Origin of the sequence: Microcoleus sp. AT9b-C3 (assembly GCF_036705485.1) — a bacterium.
Taxonomy (GTDB): domain Bacteria; phylum Cyanobacteriota; class Cyanobacteriia; order Cyanobacteriales; family Microcoleaceae; genus Microcoleus.
On record NZ_JAUBUR010000007.1, the window covers coordinates 24,843 to 45,622 of the forward strand.

Annotated in this window: 18 protein-coding genes; 11 read left to right on the forward strand and 7 right to left on the reverse strand. The window is 46.5% G+C overall.

The window, feature by feature from the left end:
• The first annotated feature begins 21 nt into the window (after positions 1-21).
• Both QUB77_RS08700 and QUB77_RS08705 read left to right on the forward strand, forming a co-directional pair.
• Positions 22-1,686 carry a DUF655 domain-containing protein gene (locus QUB77_RS08700; RefSeq protein ID WP_333171390.1) on the forward strand — a complete coding sequence of 555 codons (1,665 nt, stop codon included), beginning with the start codon at positions 22-24 and terminating at the stop codon, positions 1,684-1,686.
• Between the two features lie 329 nt (positions 1,687-2,015).
• Positions 2,016-2,660 carry a hypothetical protein gene (locus QUB77_RS08705; RefSeq protein WP_333171392.1) on the forward strand — a complete coding sequence of 215 codons (645 nt, stop codon included), beginning with the start codon at positions 2,016-2,018 and terminating at the stop codon, positions 2,658-2,660.
• A gap of 137 nt (positions 2,661-2,797) precedes the next feature.
• Here the strand turns inward: QUB77_RS08705 and cax are convergent, their stop codons facing one another.
• A complete protein-coding gene (gene cax / locus QUB77_RS08710) occupies positions 2,798-3,898 on the reverse strand; it encodes a calcium/proton exchanger (protein ID WP_333322984.1) in 1,101 nt (366 codons plus the stop codon).
• A 194-nt stretch (positions 3,899-4,092) separates the two neighbouring features.
• Here cax and QUB77_RS08715 point away from each other — a divergent pair, with 194 nt between their 5' ends.
• On the forward strand, positions 4,093-4,842 hold the full coding sequence (locus QUB77_RS08715; protein ID WP_333322912.1) for a Uma2 family endonuclease: 750 nt from the start codon (positions 4,093-4,095) through the stop codon (positions 4,840-4,842).
• An 84-nt stretch (positions 4,843-4,926) separates the two neighbouring features.
• Here the strand turns inward: QUB77_RS08715 and QUB77_RS08720 are convergent, their stop codons facing one another.
• The 4 genes from QUB77_RS08720 to QUB77_RS08735 form a co-directional block, all read right to left on the reverse strand.
• The gene (locus tag QUB77_RS08720; protein ID WP_333322914.1) at positions 4,927-5,547 is read right to left on the reverse strand and encodes a DUF6391 domain-containing protein; all 621 of its coding nucleotides are present in this window, start codon (positions 5,545-5,547) and stop codon (positions 4,927-4,929) included.
• 177 nt (positions 5,548-5,724) lie between these two features.
• Entirely contained in the window at positions 5,725-6,441 is a 717-nt protein-coding gene (locus QUB77_RS08725) for an MORN motif-containing protein (protein ID WP_333322986.1), read from the reverse strand.
• Positions 6,442-6,543: 102 nt separating this feature from the next.
• Positions 6,544-7,311, reverse strand: coding sequence for an MORN motif-containing protein (locus QUB77_RS08730; protein ID WP_333322916.1), 768 nt, complete (start codon positions 7,309-7,311; stop codon positions 6,544-6,546).
• Positions 7,312-7,526: 215 nt separating this feature from the next.
• Positions 7,527-9,467, reverse strand: coding sequence for a hypothetical protein (locus tag QUB77_RS08735; RefSeq protein WP_333322918.1), 1,941 nt, complete (start codon positions 9,465-9,467; stop codon positions 7,527-7,529).
• 230 nt (positions 9,468-9,697) lie between these two features.
• Between QUB77_RS08735 and QUB77_RS08740 the strand changes: the two genes are divergently transcribed.
• The 5 genes from QUB77_RS08740 (at position 9,698) to QUB77_RS08760 (ending at position 14,663) form a co-directional block, all read left to right on the forward strand.
• Complete coding sequence (locus QUB77_RS08740) at positions 9,698-10,366, forward strand: retropepsin-like aspartic protease (RefSeq protein ID WP_333322920.1); 669 nt, start codon at positions 9,698-9,700, stop codon at positions 10,364-10,366.
• A 784-nt stretch (positions 10,367-11,150) separates the two neighbouring features.
• Positions 11,151-12,749 (forward strand): 2,3-bisphosphoglycerate-independent phosphoglycerate mutase, encoded by a 1,599-nt coding sequence (gpmI, locus tag QUB77_RS08745; RefSeq protein WP_333322922.1) that lies wholly within the window; start codon positions 11,151-11,153, stop codon positions 12,747-12,749.
• A gap of 327 nt (positions 12,750-13,076) precedes the next feature.
• Positions 13,077-13,316, forward strand: a complete 240-nt coding sequence (gene secG / locus QUB77_RS08750; RefSeq protein WP_333322924.1) for a preprotein translocase subunit SecG — start codon at positions 13,077-13,079, stop codon at positions 13,314-13,316.
• Positions 13,317-13,407: 91 nt separating this feature from the next.
• Positions 13,408-14,154 (forward strand): peptidase, encoded by a 747-nt coding sequence (locus tag QUB77_RS08755; protein ID WP_333322926.1) that lies wholly within the window; start codon positions 13,408-13,410, stop codon positions 14,152-14,154.
• A 74-nt stretch (positions 14,155-14,228) separates the two neighbouring features.
• The gene (locus tag QUB77_RS08760; RefSeq protein WP_333322928.1) at positions 14,229-14,663 is read left to right on the forward strand and encodes an NUDIX domain-containing protein; all 435 of its coding nucleotides are present in this window, start codon (positions 14,229-14,231) and stop codon (positions 14,661-14,663) included.
• Between the two features lie 171 nt (positions 14,664-14,834).
• On the opposite strand, the gene QUB77_RS08765 is transcribed toward QUB77_RS08760, so the two are convergent.
• Complete coding sequence (locus QUB77_RS08765) at positions 14,835-15,347, reverse strand: rhodanese-like domain-containing protein (RefSeq protein WP_333322930.1); 513 nt, start codon at positions 15,345-15,347, stop codon at positions 14,835-14,837.
• Between the two features lie 378 nt (positions 15,348-15,725).
• Between QUB77_RS08765 and QUB77_RS08770 the strand changes: the two genes are divergently transcribed.
• The 3 genes from QUB77_RS08770 to QUB77_RS08780 are packed head-to-tail and all read left to right on the forward strand — an operon-like array spanning position 15,726 to position 19,944.
• On the forward strand, positions 15,726-16,448 hold the full coding sequence (locus tag QUB77_RS08770; protein ID WP_333322932.1) for a hypothetical protein: 723 nt from the start codon (positions 15,726-15,728) through the stop codon (positions 16,446-16,448).
• Between the two features lie 47 nt (positions 16,449-16,495).
• Entirely contained in the window at positions 16,496-18,475 is a 1,980-nt protein-coding gene (locus QUB77_RS08775) for a P-loop NTPase fold protein (RefSeq protein WP_333322934.1), read from the forward strand.
• 2 nt (positions 18,476-18,477) lie between these two features.
• On the forward strand, positions 18,478-19,944 hold the full coding sequence (locus QUB77_RS08780; protein ID WP_333322936.1) for a DUF1802 family protein: 1,467 nt from the start codon (positions 18,478-18,480) through the stop codon (positions 19,942-19,944).
• A gap of 59 nt (positions 19,945-20,003) precedes the next feature.
• Here QUB77_RS08780 and QUB77_RS08785 read toward each other — a convergent pair whose 3' ends face one another.
• Complete coding sequence (locus QUB77_RS08785) at positions 20,004-20,753, reverse strand: Uma2 family endonuclease (protein WP_333171423.1); 750 nt, start codon at positions 20,751-20,753, stop codon at positions 20,004-20,006.
• Positions 20,754-20,780 lie beyond the last annotated feature (27 nt).

Here is a 20,780-nt window from a genome sequence, read left to right on the forward strand (position 1 = left end):
CTCTATTTTTTTTAAAATTTTGTGGCTGTATTGTATTATCATTTATTCGGTTTGTGTTGTGCTGGGCTGGTGGCCCTCAATCTGGTGGGCTGCGGACAAACAAAGCAAGACGTGCAGGATTTACCTCTGAGCCTGCCTCCATTGCCTCAAGACCCCTTGTTGCAAGTATACTTCAATCAGTCGATCGCTTCGAGTTATACAGAGCCTTACCGCCAGCAAACTAGACCTGGAGATGATTTAGAAAACTCGATCGCTGTGGCGATCGCCAGTGCTGGATCGACGGTAGATGTAGCGGTTCAGGAGTTTCGCTTGCCCAATATTGCGAGAGTTTTGGCCGATCGACATCGATCGGGAATTAAAGTGAGATTAATTGTCGAACATATCTACAGTCGCCCTTGGAGCGATTTTACAGCTCAGGAGTTAGCGAAATTACCCGAAAGAGAGCGCGATCGTTATAGCGAGTTTGTGCAACTTGCCGATACCAATAAAGACGGTAAATTGAGCACCGAGGAAATCCAGCAAAACGATGCTTTGGTAATTGTCAAAGATGCCGGAATTCCTGTAATTGACGATACTGCTGACGGCAGTAAAGGCAGCGGTTTGATGCACCACAAATTTGTGGTAATTGACGGCAAAACCGTAATCGTCACTTCTGCTAATTTTACCACAAGCGATATACACGGCGATTTCAAGACAGCCGCAAGTCGCGGCAATGCGAACAATTTGCTAAAAATTGAAAATGCTCAAGTAGCGCAACTGTTTACTCAAGAATTTAACATCATGTGGGGCGACGGCCTCAAAGGCAAACCAGACAGCAAATTTGGCATTAAAAAGCCGTTTCGTCAAGTGCAAAAAGTCAGAGTAGGGAATTCGACAGTTGCGGTGCAATTTTCGCCGACTTCCCAGACTTTGCCTTGGGAAAAAAGCGTTAACAGTTTGATAAATCGAACTTTGGGTAGTGCAAAAAAGTCGGTTGATTTGGCGCTGTTTGTATTTTCGGCTCAGCGATTGTCCAATACTTTGGAAATTGAAGCTAGCCGGGGAGTTGCGGTGCGAGCTTTAATTGACTCTAATTTTATTTATCGCTCTTATAGTGAAGGGTTGGATATGATGGGGGCGACTTTGATGCAAGATTGCGGGTTAGAAACGGACAATCGCCCTTGGAGAAAGCCACTGACTACGGTGGGAGTGCCGCTGTTACCAATGGGCGATCGCCTGCACCACAAATTCGGCGTTGTGGACGGTAAAACGGTGCTTACAGGTTCTCACAACTGGAGTGAGGCTGCAAATCACGGGAATGACGAGACGCTGCTGGCGATCGAGAGTCCCACAGTTGCGGCCCATTTTGAGCGGGAGTTCGATCGGCTTTACAAAGGTGCAATCTTGGGAATTCCCGCCCGAATCAAACAGAGAATTGACGCTAAGAAAAAAGAATGCGATTCACTACAAGCAGCATCAAAATTGCCGAGTGCTAAACCTCAAATTGCTGCGGGAAAAAAGTTAGTTAATTTGAATGCCGCGACTCAGGAAGAATTAGAAACCTTGCCTGGGGTTGGCCCGAAGTTAGCCGAGAGAATTATTGCAGCGCGGCAACAGCAACCTTTCACTTCTTTGGATGATGTCTCACGGGTACAGGGAGTCGGGGACAAGATTTTAGAGAAATGGCGCGATCGAGTAACTTGGTAGTTAAGTTCGTACTCCTCACATTTTGCACCATTCTCAATTACTTGTTTAGGAACAGGCTTTTCCGCCTGTTCCACAAGAAAATTCACTCTTTGTGGAACAGGCCGAAAAGCCTGTTAAGCGAGAATGGTGCAATATCTGAGTATTCAGGACTTCATTCCTGACTATACAAAGTTCGCACTCATGACTTCCGTCCTTCCTTTCACTACTCAACATCAAAGACTCAAGTCCTCACTAGAAACCTATTAGATATACTTTGACAACACATCAGATATCAAGTTAAAATAACTCCTAAACAAAATGCTATCTATTCACATGAGAGGTAGAGAGAGATGGAACCAGCCAGATTTGTTACGGGGAGGCCACAAATCAAATTTATAGCTATTTTTCTAGGGGCAATTTTTTTGACACTAGCAGCTTTCACAGTCAGCGCCCAGCAGACTAGCGAAGCACAATTTCGGGTCAAAAACGAAAACGCTTTTAATATTAATTTGATTCAATTTAAGCGCACAGAATATGTAGGCCCGTGTGCGGGTACTGTCTTCTCCCCTGATTCGCAAAGCGCTAGATTTGTTTCCAGCAAGACTCCTCCTGGCCCTAACAGAAGGGTGATAATTAAAAATGTGACTGAGGGAATGGAAACTAACCCATATCCTTACACAGACAGAGGTTACGACAAAGGTGAGTTTTCCGAGGATTTTGGATTTAAGTTGGGTAACAGTCACAAAACAAGAACTTTTTCGGTCTTAGAGGGAGAAAATAAGTTTCTCTATGAAATTATAGAAAATGACCAAGTTATAGAACAGGGTGCGCTTACGGCTGAAGTTTCTATACAAAACTTAGGTACTTTTCCCCGTCAGCAAATTTGTCAAGATCAGGTAGAATGTCGGGATACTGCTGATTGTCGCGACCGTAAAGGCAAAAAAAGAAGTTGCAGACGAGAGTGTTTTCCTGTTCAACAGTGTCGCTGTCCGTAACTACTTTCTGTCATGAAATTATTGGCTTGAATTAACCGCTGAAGAGACAGAGAAATAACCAACAATAACAAAGAGAAGTTATTTTTCGGTGAAAAGGGGCAACCACGGGAGATTGCCCCTCCAACAAAATTATTGGTTTAAGTAATCGGGTGAAAGTAAAATGCGGCTCCTAAGACGGTGTATGTTGCTAAAAGGAGCACTCCTTCGAGCCAATTAGAACGGCCGTCGAGACTGATTAGATTGGCAATTGTCACTGCGATGGCAACTGCAACTACTTCAAAAGGATTGAAGTTTAAATCCATTGGCTGGTGAATCACTAATCCGATAATCACCAACACCGGCGCTACCAGCAAAGCAACTAGCAAACTCGATCCCATTGCGACAGAAACTGACAAATCCATATTGTTTTTCATCGCCACTCCCACAGCCGTTACATATTCGGCAGCGCCACCAACAATTGGCAACAGAATTACCCCTGTAAACAGCGGCGTCAATCCCAATCCTTTGGTAGTTTCTTCCACAACACCAACGAAAATTTCTGATTCAAAAGCAACGGCAACAGTTGAGGCAACTAGCACTCCTATCCACAGCCACAAATTCGGTTTGTGGGTAGTAGATTCCTCTTTGGTATTTTGAGGATTTTCTGATTCTAGTTCTAGTAACCCAACATCGTAAAGATAGCTGTGAGTTTTTAATGAAAATAGCAGAGTTAGAGCGTAAACTGCAATTAGAACGATCGCAGTTATTAAGGAAAGATTCTGAATAGCTGCGGGTTCGACTCCATTGGAGGTATAAATTACCATTGTCGGCAGCAAGATGGCAATCACTGCTAGAGTCATTGTGGAACCGTTCACCCGCGCGATTATTGGCTTAAATTCCTGTTCTTTGTAGCGGATTCCTCCTAACAGCATGGAAAATCCCATGACTAAGAGCAAGTTGCTGATAATTGTACCGGTTATGCTGGCTTTCACAATGTCAATTAAGCCAGCTTTCAGGGCAACTATGGCAATAATTAATTCTGTAGCATTGCCGAAGAGTGCATTTAATAAGCCGCCTATGGAGGGGCCTGTGACGATCGCCACTTCTTCTGTTGCTGTGCTCAACCAAATCGCCAGAGGTATAATGCCTAAAGCGGATGTGATGAAAACTGCCAGGGAACCCCAGTGCAAATACTCAGCGGCGATGGAAATGGGGATGAAAATTAACAGCGCTATGGAAAGAATCTTTTTGATTGACATAGGAACTCGGATGGTGTAAGGAAGGGTGAGGTCGAGTTGTCGGGGCGATCGCAAAGTTGATTTTACATGATTCAACTATTCTCTGACAATTCCGGCGGCAAGTGCGATCGATTATTGGGAATTTTTAACCGCAAATGCACGCAGAGCGAGGCAGATTGAATATAATCGAATTATATCGACATCGGTGAAAAGATATGTCTCAATCGGTAGTGCCAGTTGTTGGATCAAAGCAAATTGATACTTCACCCACCTTGACCTTTGAAGAATACCGATTTTATCAAACTGATTCCGATCTACAATATGAAATGTACAAAGGCAAATTAATTCCGATACCAACCGCCACACTTTTACACATCAAAATTTGCGAATATTTAGTTTACCAATTGCAGCGTTACCTAGCTGAACACAATCTTGACTTAGTAGCAAAAACAGGCCTGGGAGTAAGAACAGAAGAAGATACCTCTCGGATTCCTGATGTAGTTGTTTGCACTCAATGTCTTTTGGAACAAGCTGCTGCTAGACCAGGTTCTGGCATCCTTGATTTTGAAGAAAAGCCGCTGTTAGTCATAGAGGTAGTGAGTCAAAATCGGCGCGCCGATTATGTTATTAAACGAGCTGAGTACGAACTAGCTAACGTGCCCGAATATGTAATTGTTGACCCTACACCTAACAAAGAATTGGTGCGACTTTTAGCCTTTCCTGAAGGTGAAGACATCTATACACAAACAGATTTTGTGACGGGGCAACAAATGGTGTCTGTAGTCTTTCCCAATCTGACATTATCAGTGAATGAAATACTGTCTCCGCCATTAGTTGAAGGGTTGATTAAAGCAGAACAAGCTCGGTTCCAGGAACTTGAGCAGCAAGCTGATGAGCAGCGCCAACGGGCGGAAAGATTGGCGGTGAGGTTGCGAGAATTAGGAGTAGATCCCGATCGTATTTAGGAGCTTTCTGTCAGATCCCCGAATTATTAAAAAAGTCGGGGATCTGGGTATTCTGTTGTTTGAGGTGGGCTTGATACTGTGCAACTATTCAACCCAACGCACCCGCACAAAATGAGCTTCGCGTCCCCAGAAGTCGTGACTTACGGTAATATCAACAACACTCAAATTAAACGGAATAGCAGTTGTGACGTAACGCTGAGCTAGAGAGCCCACATCTGGAGCTAACTGAGCCGCAGCAGCAGCCGCCGCACCCAAACCTAAAAGTTGCAGAATGGGCCCGCGAGGCAGGGCTAAATTGATGCCAACAGCAAGTCCAGCCGTTAGCAGCATTGCCACCGACAAATTCGTGCCACAGCGGGGATGTACAGCTAAATCCCATTCTCCGCTGCCAATCCGCTGCAAAGCCTCGCGGACTGCCTGACGCAACTGTGCAATGTTAACGTGGCCATAAAGATAAAAACCTTGGTCTGTGGACATCCCGCCCAATAACTCATTATCTGTTCTTGCTGTCGTCGCACCAAGCGATTGGCCGAGTACCCAAACAGTAGCGTGTTCCAGAGCATGAACTTGGCGCAAAGTCAAGACTTCCTTCAAACCGGGCACAAAATTGAGTTGTCGCAACAAATCAGCATCTTGAGTCCGCTGCGGGGCAAAGTCGAAGGGAAACTGGCCGGTGCGCCCGGAAGCAGAAGCAGTAGTTGTCATATCAAAACGCCTCCATTAACTCCATTAAGTGGATATTTAAGATTAGCAATTCGGTTGAGAAAAAGTCGGTCATAAATTATCAATAGTTTTGACTTTAAAACCTAGCAAGGGCAGGTTTTGTGCAAAAATTATTAGACCTCAACCTGCCCTTACTAAAAGATCGCACTTATTCCCCGTTTATCGTTCGAGCCGCTGGCCGTCGCGGAACACTCCCGGAAACCGCCGGCCACTGGTATCGATAATTGTGCCTTTGCCGTGAGGCAATCCCTTGCGGAACTCTCCCTGATAGCGGATACCATTAGCAAACGCGCAGCTACCCCTAGCATCGAGTTCTTGATTAAAGAACTGTCCCGAACAGCGGGTACCGTCAGCGCGGGTGAACACCCCCGTACCCAAAGGCTTGCCCCCCAAAAATTGACCGACAAAGCGATCGCCGTTAGCAAAAATGAATTGCCCCTGTCCAGTAGGCGTACCCACTTTCCAATCCAGAGAAAACGGCCCTATATAGCGATCGCCATTAGTAAAAATAGCTGTCCCGGAGCTGATTCTGCCATCTCGGAATATGCCCTCGACGCGGGCGTCGTCCTTAAATATAAATTGTCCTCGACCGTTTGGCTGGCCTTGACGGAACTGCCCCTCATAGCGATCGCCATTGGAATATACGTATACCCCCGTGCCATTCGGCAAACCGTTAACGAACTGTCCGATGTAGCTATCGCCACTGTCGTAATCGCACCTAACTCTACCTGTAGCGATAGCTGGGACGCAACGACCACTGGGAGCTCCTACCCCTACTTGCGCCATTGATGGCAAGGGATAAGTCGCGTAACTACCAATTCCCAACACTGATGTAACTAATAGAGCGATTCCACTGGTTTTAAAACGGGAAATCATTAACAAAGTCTCTCCTATACGCTTCTGGATATTATTTTGCTTCGTCATTTGTCTTTTGTCCGATTTCTGGTCAAAAGTGGCCTGAAAACCTCAATTTATGCTTTACGAAACTCCGCGTTTGCCGTTGCGATATACCCCCGGGAAGCGCCTGCCGCTAGCATCTATCATCGTTCCGACACCGTGAGGCACTCCCTTTCGCAATTCTCCTTCATAGCGCGTACCGTTCGGGAAAGTGCAGGTGACACTAGCGTCTAGTTCTTGATTAAAAAACCTGCCAGAACAGCGAGTGCCGTCTTTGCGTACTAATACCCCTGGGCCAAAGGGCGAACCTGCAAAGAATTCTCCTTCATAGCGATCGCCGTTGGAGTAAAAAAATTGACCCCGCCCTGAGGGTTGGCTGCTAATGGCATCAGTCTGAACGTTCCTGACGACTGCGAAGTTTCCGACATAGCGCTCGCCGTTGGGGAAAACCACCGTCCCATACTTCATCGTGCCGTCTTCAAACACGCCTTCGTAGCGGGCATCATCCTTAAAAATGAATATCCCTCTGCTGCCATTTGGCACTCCCTTCCGAAATGGTCCTTCGTAGCGATCGCCATTAGCGTACACGTAGACTCCCCTGCCGTCGGGCAGGCCGTTGACGAAATCTCCCTCGTAGTTATCGCCTCCCTCGTAATTGCATTTCACTCTCCCCGTAGGAGGGTTTCCTTGGCAGAAGGGAGGGCGTTTTCCTTCTTCTGGTTTTGCCTCTGGTGTTGGCTGTGGTGTTGGTTGAGCCATTGATGGCTGGGGATTCAAGAGATTAGTGGCGCTTCCGATACAAGAAGCAACTAATATCACCATCCCTAATTTTTGAATTGAACCGAGCATGATCAATCTCCTTTGACTTCCATTAGTAATAGGGATTTTATAGAAGCTAAGACTCGCTGAAAAGTCTTCTATTTTTTAATCCCTAATGTTTCTTCCCAGAAGCGACTAACTCACTCTATATTAATTTTACCTTCTGATTCGATATCAGCCAAAAATGCTAAGGGCAAAAATTATAGTTTTTGCCCTTAGCATTTTTCATACTTTGCTGTCTATTGTCAGCGTCGCGCTGAGCTATTCGGATTTGACAGACGGCTAATAACTGCATTGGCGGGTTGTTGGCGACTGGCGGGTTTTTCGCCAACACCTTTGGCTACCTCAACGCCGTTTTCCTCCAGAATCACGACTGGATCGGCTCCGGGCTTGATATCCACCCGCTTCACCAACACTTGCCCGTTAGACAACCGCTGCCCGACTTTGACATATCGGCTGGTTGGTTCATTGGGTACTTTGACAATCACTTGCGTCTCGTTCCCCACTTTTACAACCCCGCTGACCTCAGTGCCTGTAGCGAGGTCAGTAGAAGGTGGTGGCGGCGGTGCAGGAACTACTGGTATCTGGGGAGGAGGTGGGGGATTGGGGTCTCTCCACTGGGTCGGGCGCTTGTCTACTGGCAGTTCCGGCAGATCCGGCACTCCTATGGGTCTAGCTGCAATTGGCTGGGGCGGGCGCGGGGGTGCTGGACGGCGCGGATTCCTAGCGGTAGTTGGGGGTGAAATTGGGCGACCGCCCACTTGAGGCGTATTCAGCCCCGGAACTTGGCGCGGCGAGCCAATTTGCGCTCCATCGCCTCCTGGAAAACCCGGCTGTCCAGGGCGACTGCCCACTTGAGGCGTATTCAGCCCCGGAACTTGGCGCGGCGAGCCAATTTGCGCGCCTTCGCCTCCTGGAAAACCCGGCTGTCCAGGGCGACTGCCCAATTGAGGCGCATTGAGTCCGGGAACTTGGGGGGGCGAGCCAACTTGCACGCCTTCGCCTCCCGGCAGAGAAGGATCTCCTGGGCCCGCTGCTATGAACGGAGCTCCCGCTGGGCGGCGCCCTACTGGCGGGGGGCTGAGCCCAGGCACTTCTGGCAACGAAGCTAATTCCCGACCCAGGGCCCTCTCGCCTTCTGGCTGACGATTTGTCGGGGTTGCGGATAGAACTGGCAGAAGAGGCGCTTTTGCGATTGTTCGCGCGTTATAGTCTTGATCGCGGAGGGCTGCATCAAGTCTGTTCTTGCCCTGCCGCCAAACTGCTTGCAGCAAATTTGCTCGCGTCACACAGGAAAGTTCCCCCCTTCTTACTGTCGGCGGTCGATATACCTCAATTGCCTCGGCAATTTCGGGCACGATCGAACACCGGAGAGCGTCAGGAGGTGATTGATCTCCGTAAATATCCCACAAGTTTGAGGCTGTCACATATTCACCCAGGACCTTTTCTATTCTTCTGAAGAATGGTCGGTTAGTTAGTAGTAACTCTCGTCTGGTTACGCCAAAATTCCTTCCTGGTACTCCGTAAATAGTCTCGACTAATTTACGCACATCAGTACCGTACTCAGAGTTTTGTGTGGTGTCGTCTAGCAAAGCCTGAAGCGTCCTGAATTCGCTGACAACGCCTCTTGCTGTGGGGCTGAGATTGATTTGGGGAGCAGCCGGGCCTCTGAGCTTAGTTCCTCCAATTTGGACTGGGCGGGATAGTTCTGGCAGTTTAGGTATCATTGCCACCTGTCGCTGTGGCAGCTTAGGCAACGGATTGGCTGTCATCGGCCCTGCTGGGACTCCGCCGGGGAGATCGCCAATTCCGGGAGGGTTTTGAACTGCGATCGGCGGCAGCGGCCCAAAGGGGTCTAACTGAGAAGGATTGGCTGTCACAGGGCCTTGGGGCACTGGCTGAAGCGGGAGCGTTGGATTCCTGTTCTTGTTGTTGCCGATATTTGTTTGAGCCTGTCTTGCTCGTTCGTCTGGGTTGGTCGATCGAATTAACCCTGGAGGCTGGGCGGCTACTATTGGGGACGGGAAAGCCTGAGCTGCTGGGGTGGGGCTGGCTGTGGCTGCCGGAGACGGAGAGGCTGCACTGGGACTGGGGCTGGGGCTGGCTGTGTTGCTGCCCTCGCCACCGCAGCCTGCGATCGAGAAAGCTAGTAGTCCTATAGTCGCAAAATATAAAAGTTTGTACATTGCCGATCGCCCCCAAATCCTTAATTTCAAGATTTCCAACAAGGCTCTGCAATTACAGCCTGTTGCCGTTTATAAGTTTATCTGTGTTTCGATGTTATGCGATCGCTTAAAAATTGCCAAGTTTTCCTGACGATCCGATCTGGGGATCGGGCGATCGGTTTTTGGGAGCGGGTTAGGATATCAGTGGCGGTTGTTGTTCGACATATTGAATCAATCAAGGTATTTAGATCATGGCAAAAGTGATTCTCAAGCGGATTTGGCGATCGGGCTTGGTTTGTGCGAGCGTTTTGGTTGGTCTGGGATCTGTGGGGGGCGAGGTACATTCTCATTCACATCAGCCAGAAACTCAGGTGATGACATTGGTTCCCGATGGGAGTTCCCAGCAGCACGCGCGGCGGAGCTATCCCGAAGGGAATCGCACTATAACGGGAGCGGGATTCACAACTGGCAAATTGTACTCTCAGTTTTGGAACCCGTCAAATAGTGGTGCCAAACCCCCAGCAAATCAACGGGCTAAGCCACCGGGGAATCCACAGGTATTTCAAGCTAAAATCAAGCGCCGCGCTGGCGGGACGCCGGTGATTGATGTGGTATTTAACGGCAACAAGACTTTTGAGATGATTCTCGATACCGGGGCGAGCGGCACTTTGATTTCTCAGCGGATGGCTACTGCACTGGGAGTGAGGCCGGTGCGTACCGTGAGAGCGGGGATCGCTGACGGTAGCGTTGTCGAGTTCCCGATCGGCGTAGTGCGATCGATTCGGGTTGGCGGTGCTGTGAGCCAAAATGTCGAAGTGGCGATCGCCAAACAAATGCCAATAGGTCTGCTCGGCCACGATTTCTTTGGCAATTACGATGTCAAAATTAAAAAAGATGTTGTAGAATTTTATGTCCGCTGAAAGTGAGCCGATTCGGAAACGGATTTTTGCTCAACTGGTTTAAAGTTATTCCCAGCCCAGTCAAAGCTGTTTAATCTATTCCTTGAGGCAGTAGTAAAAGTCCGCCATCTGTGGTACTATTTTTAGTGTTTCAATAGCAACCTACCGTTGAACAATTCGTCAGAAACCTCAGCCTAAAGGCATGAGGCTTGAAAGAGAAATCTAACAGGCCATTCTGACCAGACTAAGCTTTAAATAGCTACGTTATTTAGGTCACGACACCCGCTTGATGCGAAGCTAGTCCCTTGCTCTGTCGCTAGTGGTTAAACAGTCTTAAGGTCACGCTCGACAGTGCTGCTAGCCTAACAAGCCTTTATAACTTTGTCGAAGCTAACTTTACCCCAGAAATGGGAGTTTGGGGCAACCATTCCCCAAAAATCGGAGAGGTTGCATTAAATTCCATCTCCGAACCCGAAAGGGGATTTAATTCAATGTAAAGCCGTCCTATAAGGACGGGGCTTCAGACCCAGTTTTTTGGTGAAAATGCGGCCGCAAAAGCAGGGTCGCTGTTGGTGAGATCGGTAACAGCCTCCGATGGTGCATTCACAGTACAGGGCAAGGCAATCAATTAAACAATTCCCAAAGCAGGTCGAAATTAGTTCCCAAAATGCTGTGGCTAAGAGAATTTTGGTGGGCTGTGTTCAGCCGGAGCCTAGAAAATATGTAAACTGATTAGCGGCAGATGTTCCGCAAAATCGGAAATCATGACGATCGAGAAATTAATTATTGTAAATAAGGTATTCGCATGGCACAAGCGTCTGTATCTCCTGTAGTGCTGATTATTCTAGACGGCTGGGGTTATCGTGAAGAACAAGACGGAAATGCGATCGCCGCTGCGAAAACACCCGTGATGGACAGTCTCTGGGCCGCTTATCCCAGAACTCTGATTAAAACATCGGGCCGGGCGGTAGGGCTGCCAGACGGGCAAATGGGTAACTCAGAGGTTGGTCACTTGAATCTGGGCGCGGGCCGCGTGGTTCCTCAAGAGTTGGTGCGGATCTCGGATGCAGTGGAAGACGGTTCTTTGCTCGACAATCAACCGCTGGTTGAGCTTTGCGAGAAAGTCCGCGCCGCGGGCGGCAAGCTGCACCTGACTGGTCTTTGTTCGGAAGGTGGGGTTCATTCCCATCTCAGTCATATTAAGGGTTTGCTGCAATTAGCAAAGGCACGGGGAATTTCTGAGGTTTGCATTCACGCGATTACAGACGGTCGCGATACTACTCCGAAAGAGGGTGTAGAAGCTTTAGCAAAGATTGAAAGTTATATCGCAGAGGTAGGGGTCGGTCGGATTGCGACCATCAGCGGCCGCTACTACGCGATGGATAGGGACAAGCGCTGGGATCGGGTGCAGCGCGCTTACGAGGTGATGACGACGGAGGGTGCTCCTGACGGTCGATCGGCTGTTGATGTGTTGCAGGCCTCTTATGCTGAAGGAGTGACCGACGAGTTTGTAGTTCCGACTCGGATTTCTCCGGGGGCGGTGGCATCCGGGGATGGGGTAATTTTCTTCAATTTTCGCCCGGACAGGGCTAGAGAATTGACTCAGGCTTTTGTATCTCCCGATTTTAAGGGGTTTGAACGGCAGTTAATTGAGCCGCTGGCGTTTGCGACTTTTACTCAGTACGACCCGAAACTGTCGGTAATGGTGGCTTTTGAACCGCAGAATTTGAACAATATTCTGGGCGAGGTGATTTCTAAGCACGGTTTGCAGCAGTTGCGGACGGCGGAAACTGAAAAGTACGCTCATGTGACTTATTTTTTTAATGGGGGTCTCGAAGAGCCTTTTATCGGGGAACACCGGGAGTTGGTGCAGAGCCCGATGGTGGGGACTTATGATGAGGCGCCCCAGATGTCGGCGGAGGTGGTGACGGATGGGGCGGTGACGGCTTTGGAAAAAGGCATCTATTCGTTTGTGGTGATTAACTACGCTAACCCAGATATGGTTGGTCATACGGGGAGGATGGATGCGACGATAATTGCGATCGAAACTGTGGATAAATGTTTGGGGCGGCTGTTGAGCGCCATTAGTAAAGCTGGGGGAACGGCAATTATTATTGCTGACCACGGAAATGCTGAGCAGATGTTTGACGAGGACGGGAATCCCTGGACGGCTCACACTACTAACCCGGTGCCGTTTATTCTGGTAGAAGGCGAAGGTCGGAAGATTCCGGGTCACGGAACGGATGTTCCTCTGAGGGCGGATGGTTCTTTGGCGGATATTGCGCCGACGATTCTGGAGCTGTTGAGGTTGCCTCAGCCCCCGGAGATGACGGGACGGTCTATGATACGATCGCCTGAGTTTGAAGTTCGTGCCAATCGCACTCCGGTGCGAGTCCGATTGTAGTAGGGACGCAGGACTAGGGACAAAGGCTTTCGCCCTTCTTCGTGTCAATTTAACGTCAAACCCAGTCACAGAATGCTGTTTGACTATTAAGCCTAGATCCCCCCTAGCCCCCCTTAAGAAGGGGGGAACCGGAAATGGCTCAAAGTCCCCCTTTTTAAGGGGGATTTAGGGGGATATTGACTCAGGTAAAAACGAGATTTATCAAGGCTTTCAGGCGATTGTTGACGCCAATGGGCTCTTGGAGTGTCTCTGCATAAATTGTGTGCGATCGACCGAATTTGATATGATAATAAATTACCGATTACTAATTACCAATTACTCGCGATTATGAATATTGTTTCTGTGTTAGAAGTTATCTGGTCTTTGTCTGCTTTAGGACTTGTGATTTTTGTGTTGCTGCACAGTCCTAAAGGCGATGGCATTGGAGGGATTGGCGGACAAGCTCAATTGTTTACCAGCGCCAAGAGTGCAGAAACGAGTCTGAACCGCATTACTTGGGGTCTGTCTATTGTTTTTATGGGTTTGACTGTGATTTTGAGTGCTGGTTGGTTGGCGCCTAAGTTATAAGATTCGGATTTTTAACCGCAGATGAACGCAGATAGACGCAGATAATCTCAAGTTCCTCTGCGTTTATTTGTGTCTATCTGCGGTTGCAAAAATGCGGTTGTGGAAAGTGACATTAACACCTCGATTGCTGGCTGGTTTGGGATTGGCTTTATGTTGTTTTAGCCTGATAATTTTTAGTCAGGTTAATACTCCGGCCGCGAGTCTTTCTTCTCTCCCGAATAGTTTGCCGAATCCACAGGTTCACCCTTTGCCACCAACGCTGGCGAATTGGCAAGATTCCACGGATAGCGGTGATTATTTTGACCAGGTTAAGCCACCGAATTTCGGTCATTTGTTGTGGTCTAAGTTTCCCATTCAGGTTTATGTTGAGCGTCCAGTTGATGCTAATAAGTCTGAAGAATGGGTGGCGGCTGTGTTGGATGTGGTGCGGGAATGGGGGGTTTATTTGCCTTTGGAAGTGGTGGATAGTTCGGAGGTGGCTGATATTAGGATCGTACGTCGGGCTCCGCCTTTGCGTCAAGGGGTTTTGCGATCGCGCTCTGGAGAGGCTACCTATGAATTGTACGCCCGTCGGGATGGGGATAAAACTGTGTTATCTCATCGGTTTTCGGTTTATTTGAATCCGAATCAAGTGGGTAAGTATATTTCGGCGACGGCGCGGCACGAGTTGGGTCACGCTTTGGGAATTTGGGGTCACAGTTTGATGGAAACTGATGTGCTTTATTTTTCTCAGGTCAGAAATCCTCCCCCTATTTCAGCGAGGGATGTTAATACTTTGAAGCGGGTTTATGAACAGCAGACTCGCTTGGGCTGGGAATTTCAGAGACTCGGCGATTGAAATCGCATCTACACAAATTAAGTGCGCTTACGCGGACTAAAAAAACATAATAGTTAATAGGAAATATCAGCCAAATGAAAGATGAATGTTTTGGGATTGTGCCGATTTTTGGAAAAGAAGCTGATGCTTTGTTTTTGTTGATTCAACATCAAGCGGGACATTGGGCTTTTCCGAAAGGTCACGCGAACCCGGGGGAGTCTCCTGCGGAAACGGCTAGGCGGGAATTTCTGGAGGAAACTGGTATCTCGGATTTTGAAATGCTGGATGAGCCGAGTTTTACGGAACACTATTCTTTTGTTAAGGATGGGGAGCCGATTGAAAAGACTGTGACTTATTTTTTAGGTTTTGTCAATTCAAGGGAAGTTGTTTTGCAAGAGGAGGAAGTTCAAAATTCTGCTTGGCTTTCTTTTGAGGAAGCTGTTAAGCAGATTACTTTTGATGCAAACCGCCGAATGTTCGGGGAAGTTAAGGCATTTTTGGATGGGAGGAAGTTAAGAGTCGGCGGTTGAAACCGCTACTAGACAAACGAAGTCCGCCTCAGCGCTGGTTTTGTCGAGGCGGGCTAAGAAAATTTAAGACGAATTTGGTAGAAGTTCTGATAGAAAAACCCGGTAACTTTTGCGATACCGGGTTTTATTAAGTGTCAGATTTTATGGGCGACTCCTGCCGCCAATCTGAGGTTATTTGTTGATTTTCTGGGCTTCGGCGTGGTGTTGCAAGCGAGAGAAAACGTTGTAGGCGTCGGGGCCGGGAGTATTGTGTTCGACTGCGCCGTCGATGGGGCCTTCGATGGCTTTCCAAGCAGGAATTCCGCCTTTTAGTTCCGCTACTTTTTGAAAGCCTGCTGCGCGGAGAAGATTGGCAGCTTCGGCGGTTTGTTGGTCGTTTTCGCCGTAGATGTAGATGTCGCGGATGGGTTCGAGGCTGGATTTTGCTCGCTCTACTAATTCGTCCATTGGCATCATTACGGCGCCGGTAATGTGGCTTTTGGTGAAGCTTTCAAAGTCACGGGCGTCGATGATTGTGAGTCCGGGTTCGCCCCAATCTAAACGGGCTTTGAGGTCGTGGCTAGATGCTTGAGCTTTTAAACCAGGAGGGGTGGGTGTCAAATCGGGAAGTTTTTCTTTGATGTTGGAAATTTGGTCGGGAATAGTTTTCATGGGTAAAGTGTTGTTGAATGTTTTGATTGCCATTGCAATGTAACAAGATGTTTAGGTTGAATTCGTCTTTCTAAAGGCAGAATCCGGCATTGAACTAAAGTCGCAGTTAAGCTGGGTTGCAGGTGGTTGATTAAGGTTGGGATCGCTATATTTGTTGAGTTTGCTAGAGGAAAGCGGGCTGTGCTTCAGATTGTTTCATCGCATTTGCTGTGGAGAATTTGAAGTGCGATCGCTCTTTAGATTAGGTATTCTATCAAACGATTTCTTTTTAGTCAATCACAATTATTTTAAAATAAAATGTGCCTAAGCTGTGTACAGCCTCGCGCGGGATTTTACGGAAAAGTTGAAATGTTTGTCAGCAAGATTTATGATAAAATTTGATACTAAGAACAAGTATTTAAAGGTAGGAATATGTCTGAGAAAGACGAAATTGCGGTGTCTCAAACTTTGACACCGGAAGAGCAAGCGGTGTGGGATGCGAAGGCTAAAGTTCGGGTACTGCTGAATTTGTGGGATTTGGGCGGCGGGAAGATGAAGGTGAAAAAGGGGGAGTTGACTAAGCGGATTGTGCGGACTAATGAGACGAGTCAGAGATATGTGGAAGTGCTCGGCGAGTTGCAGGCGACTGGGGCGATCGAGTATTCGCTGGTAAATCGGGTGACGATGGTGGAATTGAGCGCTAAGGGGAAAGAAGTTTTAGCGGAAGGCTTGAAAAGTAAGGATTCTCTGTTTGAGTTTGATGGTTCTCAAATTGGTACTCGGCTGGGAAATTCTTTGTTGAAGTGGATTCGGCATCAGGATGGTGCGGCGAGTGTTGCGGTTGAGAAGGGGAAGGCAGATGTAGGGGCGATCGCATCATACAACGATTTTAAGGCTGTGGCGCTTGATGTGTATGACAGCTTGAACCGGGATTATAACTTAGATGATTTAGTGCCGATTTATCGGATGCGTCGGGCGATCGGGGAAAGGGTAGGGCGATCTCAGTTTAATGAGTGGCTGTTGGAAATGCAGGCTACTGATATTTTTCAGCTAATGGCAGGGGAAACCCCAGACATCACCCCAGATAAACGTGAAGACTCAATCATCATTCCTGGTGGTACATTGCGTTACTACGCCAAGCGCTTAAATCCATAAAATTGTTCTCAATCTTTTTGTAGTTCGTTACCTCACACCCGATAACCATGAACAATATACCAGTTTCCCCGATAGAAGCCCTGAATGCTGCAATTCAAAATCACAATCCATTTAGCAAAGCTGGCATTGTCAAAGAGCAAGATATTTGGGGGAAAGGGTTCCCCGATCTTCCTACTCTAAATGCTCATGCTTCCGATGCAATTTTTCAGGCAGTTGAAAAAGTAAAGACAAGTCAATCTAGTCAAGAAAAGGTGACTTCACTGGTATTAACTGCTTCAATGGGAGTGGGTAAAAGCCACATTTTGAATCGTACTCGCCACAGGCTAGAAAGCAATGGTAATGCTTTATTCGTTTATGCGACTGTTAGTAATTACACAGACTTAAACTTTATCAACTACCAATTTCAGCAAACTTTAGTTAATAGTTTAAGTCGCCTAAGTAGCCAAGGTGTCATGCAATGCCAGGAAATAGCAGCAGCAATGGCTAACGAATGTTTCAAAGCTATTAATCCTGCTACACCAAATCTTTCTCCTCAAAAACTACTCGATCAATTTGATCAAGCATGTGCTAGTTGGGCTACTAAAAATAAAAATTACATGAAAGCCCTAACTAAGCAATTTCTTAAGACAAGATCAAATGTAGACCCTTATATTCTCCGAGCTGTTTTGTGGACATTATCAGAAACTGAAACACCTTTTGCTATCAAATGGTTGTCTGGTGAAGAGTTAGATAAAGCTAAAGCTGAGGAACTAGGATTGCCGACTAATTCCGGCAAGACTAATCAGGATAGAGAAGTAGAATCTCTTAACAATGTCCAGAAACTTTTAAATTTGGTGAGTTACTACCGTCCTATCATCATTTGTTTTGATGAAATAGATCTACATCGAGATTGGTGTAGCAGTGAGGGATTAACAATAGTGCAGGTAATTGCCACTCTAGTTAAGCGTTTGTACGATACTCTCGAACAATCAGAACTCAGTCAAGGTTTAGTTATTATCACAGTAATGGCACCCGATACTTGGCAACAAGTTAATCTGATGCCTGGTAGTATACCCGATCGAATTTCAACATACACGCAGCGAAAACCAATCGATTTAAACCAGTTGAATGGTGATTATTTAGTTGATTTAGTCAAACTATGGTTGCAAGATTTTTATGAGGTCAGAAATTTAAATCCTCCTCATCCGGTCTACCCATTTGAGGAAAGTCAACTGAGAGAATATGGCAGAGGTAAGCCAACTGTACGCGAAGCTTTGAGATGGTGTGCCGAGAATTTTAAAGTTTTTATGCCTCCAATGCCTGAACTTCCAGAAGATCCTGCTGAACGGTTTGATCTTGCTTTTACCAAGGAACTTGAGGAAGACATCCGAGAGGATATCAAGGATAGTTTGACAATTGCTACTGCTATTGCCTTTGGTTTTGCAACCCTGATAGGTGAAACTGTGGATAATGTAAAAATAAATAACATTACGACCGAGGTGAAACCAAAATTAGAAAATGGGCGTTGGATTGATTTCAAGATAATTGGTGTCGAAAATGGAAAAAAGATAAAGATTGGTGTTGCAGTCATTCAAACTTCTCAAGCTGACTTAGTTGCTGGATTAAAGCGCTTAATTGACTATCAAAAATTTGATTTGACGCGGGGTTGTTTAGTCAGATCCCAATCAAAAATAGAGAAAATGAGCAAAAATTCTCAAGCCTACAAGCTACTAGAAAAACTCGTATCAGTAGAAAAAGGCGGTGAGATTGTGTATTTGATTGAAGACCAAATAAAACCGCTGATGGCTCTTCGTGCTGTTTATGAAAAATGCACAGAGTATAATTTAACCGAAGACGAGGTTTTTGATTTCATATCTCAGAAAAAGCTCACTTTTGACAATCTTTTACTGCGAGAAATTTTGAGCGATCCGTCGAATCAAATGCCTATGGTTGATGATGAAGATGAACTCCAACTTTTAGAAGATTTTTTCAACCCTACCAGCAGTGATGATACAGATGATGGCGATCTAACCGACCAATTTAGTTAAGTATGAACCCATCAATTTTGCTTCAAACAGCACTGGCTTTACCCAATCCAGATATTGAAGCTTTAATCCAAGGACGAATGATTGCAGCTATGCCTCGGATGTTTCTGAATCCGGGGCGGACATTTGCTTTGTACCCAGCTAATCTTTCGGTTGATTTGCTATCGGGCGATGGATATTATCGATCGCATTTTTTGCCCGTTGCTCAAAAGGCACTTGCTCAGTTAAATACAGATAAAGTTTCGATCAAAGCTTGGGCTAGGTGCGAATTGTGCCAAATGGTGAATGATCCTGAATCATTAGAGGCTTTGTCGCTGTTAACAGTCTGGAAAACAGAGGCGTTACAGCAAATTCTCCAGCAGCGTCCTTTTATTTTTGTAGCTTACCTGCGGGTTTATCTGCTACCTCAGCCGCTGGAAATGCCAGTGCATCCCAGCGGCAATTTTGTTTCATTGCCCAAATCCCTAACTGTTACTGATTCAACGCCTGTGTTGAGCGATTCTATCTTTGCTAAACGCCGTCAAAAGCTGGAAAAACTAGAGCCGCCAGAACATCCAGAATTGGAAGAGTTGCAAAGTGCATTAGTGCATTTATCCACCACCAACCCAAAAGCCAAACAACTAGACGCAGAAATCACAATATTTCTAGGTTGGTCAGAAAATTCACCTACAGCAAAACCAGATCCTGATTTAGATTGGATTAAAACGATCGCACAAATCGGAAACTCTAGCGATGGTAATACATTTGAAAAGTTAGTCCGCAAAAGTTTTATCAAGCTAGGATTTGCCAATTCTAACAATAAACCAGAAGCTAGCCTCGATCCAGAATCAACAGGCGGTGCTGGCGGATTAGATTTCTACTGTGAAACTCCCTATCAGGTAGTGGGAGAATGCAAAGCTACCAAAAGTGAAACCGTAGCTGATGGAACGCCAGCGCAACTTATCAAGTTAGGACATAAGCATCTTCAGGAACAATACAACTGCTGTATTAAGATAATTATGGCGGCTGGTCAGCTAAATAAACACGCTAAACAAACTGCTATCGGAAACCAAATGAACGTAATCCGCCCGGAAACATTGCAAAAGCTGGTTGAACTGAAAGCTAAGCAACCAGGTTCGATCGATTTATTACAGTTAAAACCTTGTTTGGAACAACAGCCGTTTGGTGAGGAAGCCGATGCTAAGGTTAATCGCTATATTGACGATGTGCGAGAAAAGCTTAAAGTGCGATCGCAGATAGTTCAGCTTGTCAAAGATTTTTTGGGAAGAACAAAATCAACAAGTGTTGAATTTAATCAGCTTCACGGGGCTTATGCCTTTTCTATGTCGCCCCAACCTTTAAAATATGAAGAAATGCACCACATTTTAATAGAACTTTCCTCACCTTTGACTGGTTACTTAGGGCGAATTAAAGGTGAAGATTTAGGGCGCGATCGCTTTTATTTCCTGCGCGATTTGCCACTAGATGATTGAGATACATCAAGGGCGATTTCCTAGGGGATAGCTTCGCCGCCCGTACTTCATCCCATTTCCTACACAGCATCAGGATCTATATTCAACTCCCGCAACCTTGCTGCCAATCTTTCAGCCCGTTGGCGTTCCGTTGCCACTTGCTGTCCAAGTTCCTGCAACCGCCCTTGTTCTTCCTTAATCAATCCTTCCACCAATGGCGGACACAATATTTCATTGACTGATAATCTCAGATTAGGAAATACTACAGATACCATTTCCTCACCAGGCAAGAAATCTGTATATGTGTAACCATCTTCACCTTCAATTAATGCAAAAAGCCGAATTTTTTGCTTGCCAATTTTAGGGTCAACTATGCAATATTCCGGCACATTCGCTAATTCGTACTCTCCGCGTTTAATCACGTAATCTTCGCGGCGATTTTCGCTGACGACTTCTACCACTAACAGCGGCTTTTCATCAAAGTCGAGGATGCCTGCACCTGGTCTAGCAGCAGCTTGTTCCAAAAGACTTTGAGTGCACACAACTACATCGGGAATCCGAGATTTATCTTCATCTGTTCTCACTCCCAGACCTGTTTTTACTACTAAGTCGAGATTGTGTTCAGCTAGATAACGCTGCAATTGGTAAACTAAATATTCGCAAATTTTGATATGTAAAACTGTGGCTGTTGGCATCGGGATTAATTTGCCTTTGTACAGCTCATATTTTACATCAGATTCTCCTTGATAAATTCGGTATTCTTCAAAGGTTAAAGTTGGGGAAGTATCACTTTGTTGATTAACTAAAGCTGGGGCGATCGATTGAGACATAGGTTTTGGTATGAGTTTACCTTGATA

Coding starts and splice junctions, on each gene's coding strand:
- gpmI (WP_333322922.1), top strand. CDS start 11,151: ATGGCACAAGCGTCTGTATCTCCTGTAGTGCTGATTATTCTAGACGGC.
- cax (WP_333322984.1), bottom strand. CDS start 3,898: ATGTCAATCAAAAAGATTCTTTCCATAGCGCTGTTAATTTTCATCCCC.
- QUB77_RS08765 (WP_333322930.1), bottom strand. CDS start 15,347: ATGGCAATCAAAACATTCAACAACACTTTACCCATGAAAACTATTCCC.
- QUB77_RS08775 (WP_333322934.1), top strand. CDS start 16,496: ATGAACAATATACCAGTTTCCCCGATAGAAGCCCTGAATGCTGCAATT.
- QUB77_RS08770 (WP_333322932.1), top strand. CDS start 15,726: ATGTCTGAGAAAGACGAAATTGCGGTGTCTCAAACTTTGACACCGGAA.
- QUB77_RS08740 (WP_333322920.1), top strand. CDS start 9,698: ATGGCAAAAGTGATTCTCAAGCGGATTTGGCGATCGGGCTTGGTTTGT.
- secG (WP_333322924.1), top strand. CDS start 13,077: ATGAATATTGTTTCTGTGTTAGAAGTTATCTGGTCTTTGTCTGCTTTA.
- QUB77_RS08725 (WP_333322986.1), bottom strand. CDS start 6,441: ATGATTTCCCGTTTTAAAACCAGTGGAATCGCTCTATTAGTTACATCA.
- QUB77_RS08715 (WP_333322912.1), top strand. CDS start 4,093: ATGTCTCAATCGGTAGTGCCAGTTGTTGGATCAAAGCAAATTGATACT.
- QUB77_RS08705 (WP_333171392.1), top strand. CDS start 2,016: ATGGAACCAGCCAGATTTGTTACGGGGAGGCCACAAATCAAATTTATA.
- QUB77_RS08760 (WP_333322928.1), top strand. CDS start 14,229: ATGAAAGATGAATGTTTTGGGATTGTGCCGATTTTTGGAAAAGAAGCT.
- QUB77_RS08785 (WP_333171423.1), bottom strand. CDS start 20,753: ATGTCTCAATCGATCGCCCCAGCTTTAGTTAATCAACAAAGTGATACT.
- QUB77_RS08755 (WP_333322926.1), top strand. CDS start 13,408: ATGCGGTTGTGGAAAGTGACATTAACACCTCGATTGCTGGCTGGTTTG.
- QUB77_RS08780 (WP_333322936.1), top strand. CDS start 18,478: ATGAACCCATCAATTTTGCTTCAAACAGCACTGGCTTTACCCAATCCA.
- QUB77_RS08730 (WP_333322916.1), bottom strand. CDS start 7,311: ATGCTCGGTTCAATTCAAAAATTAGGGATGGTGATATTAGTTGCTTCT.
- QUB77_RS08735 (WP_333322918.1), bottom strand. CDS start 9,467: ATGTACAAACTTTTATATTTTGCGACTATAGGACTACTAGCTTTCTCG.
- QUB77_RS08720 (WP_333322914.1), bottom strand. CDS start 5,547: ATGACAACTACTGCTTCTGCTTCCGGGCGCACCGGCCAGTTTCCCTTC.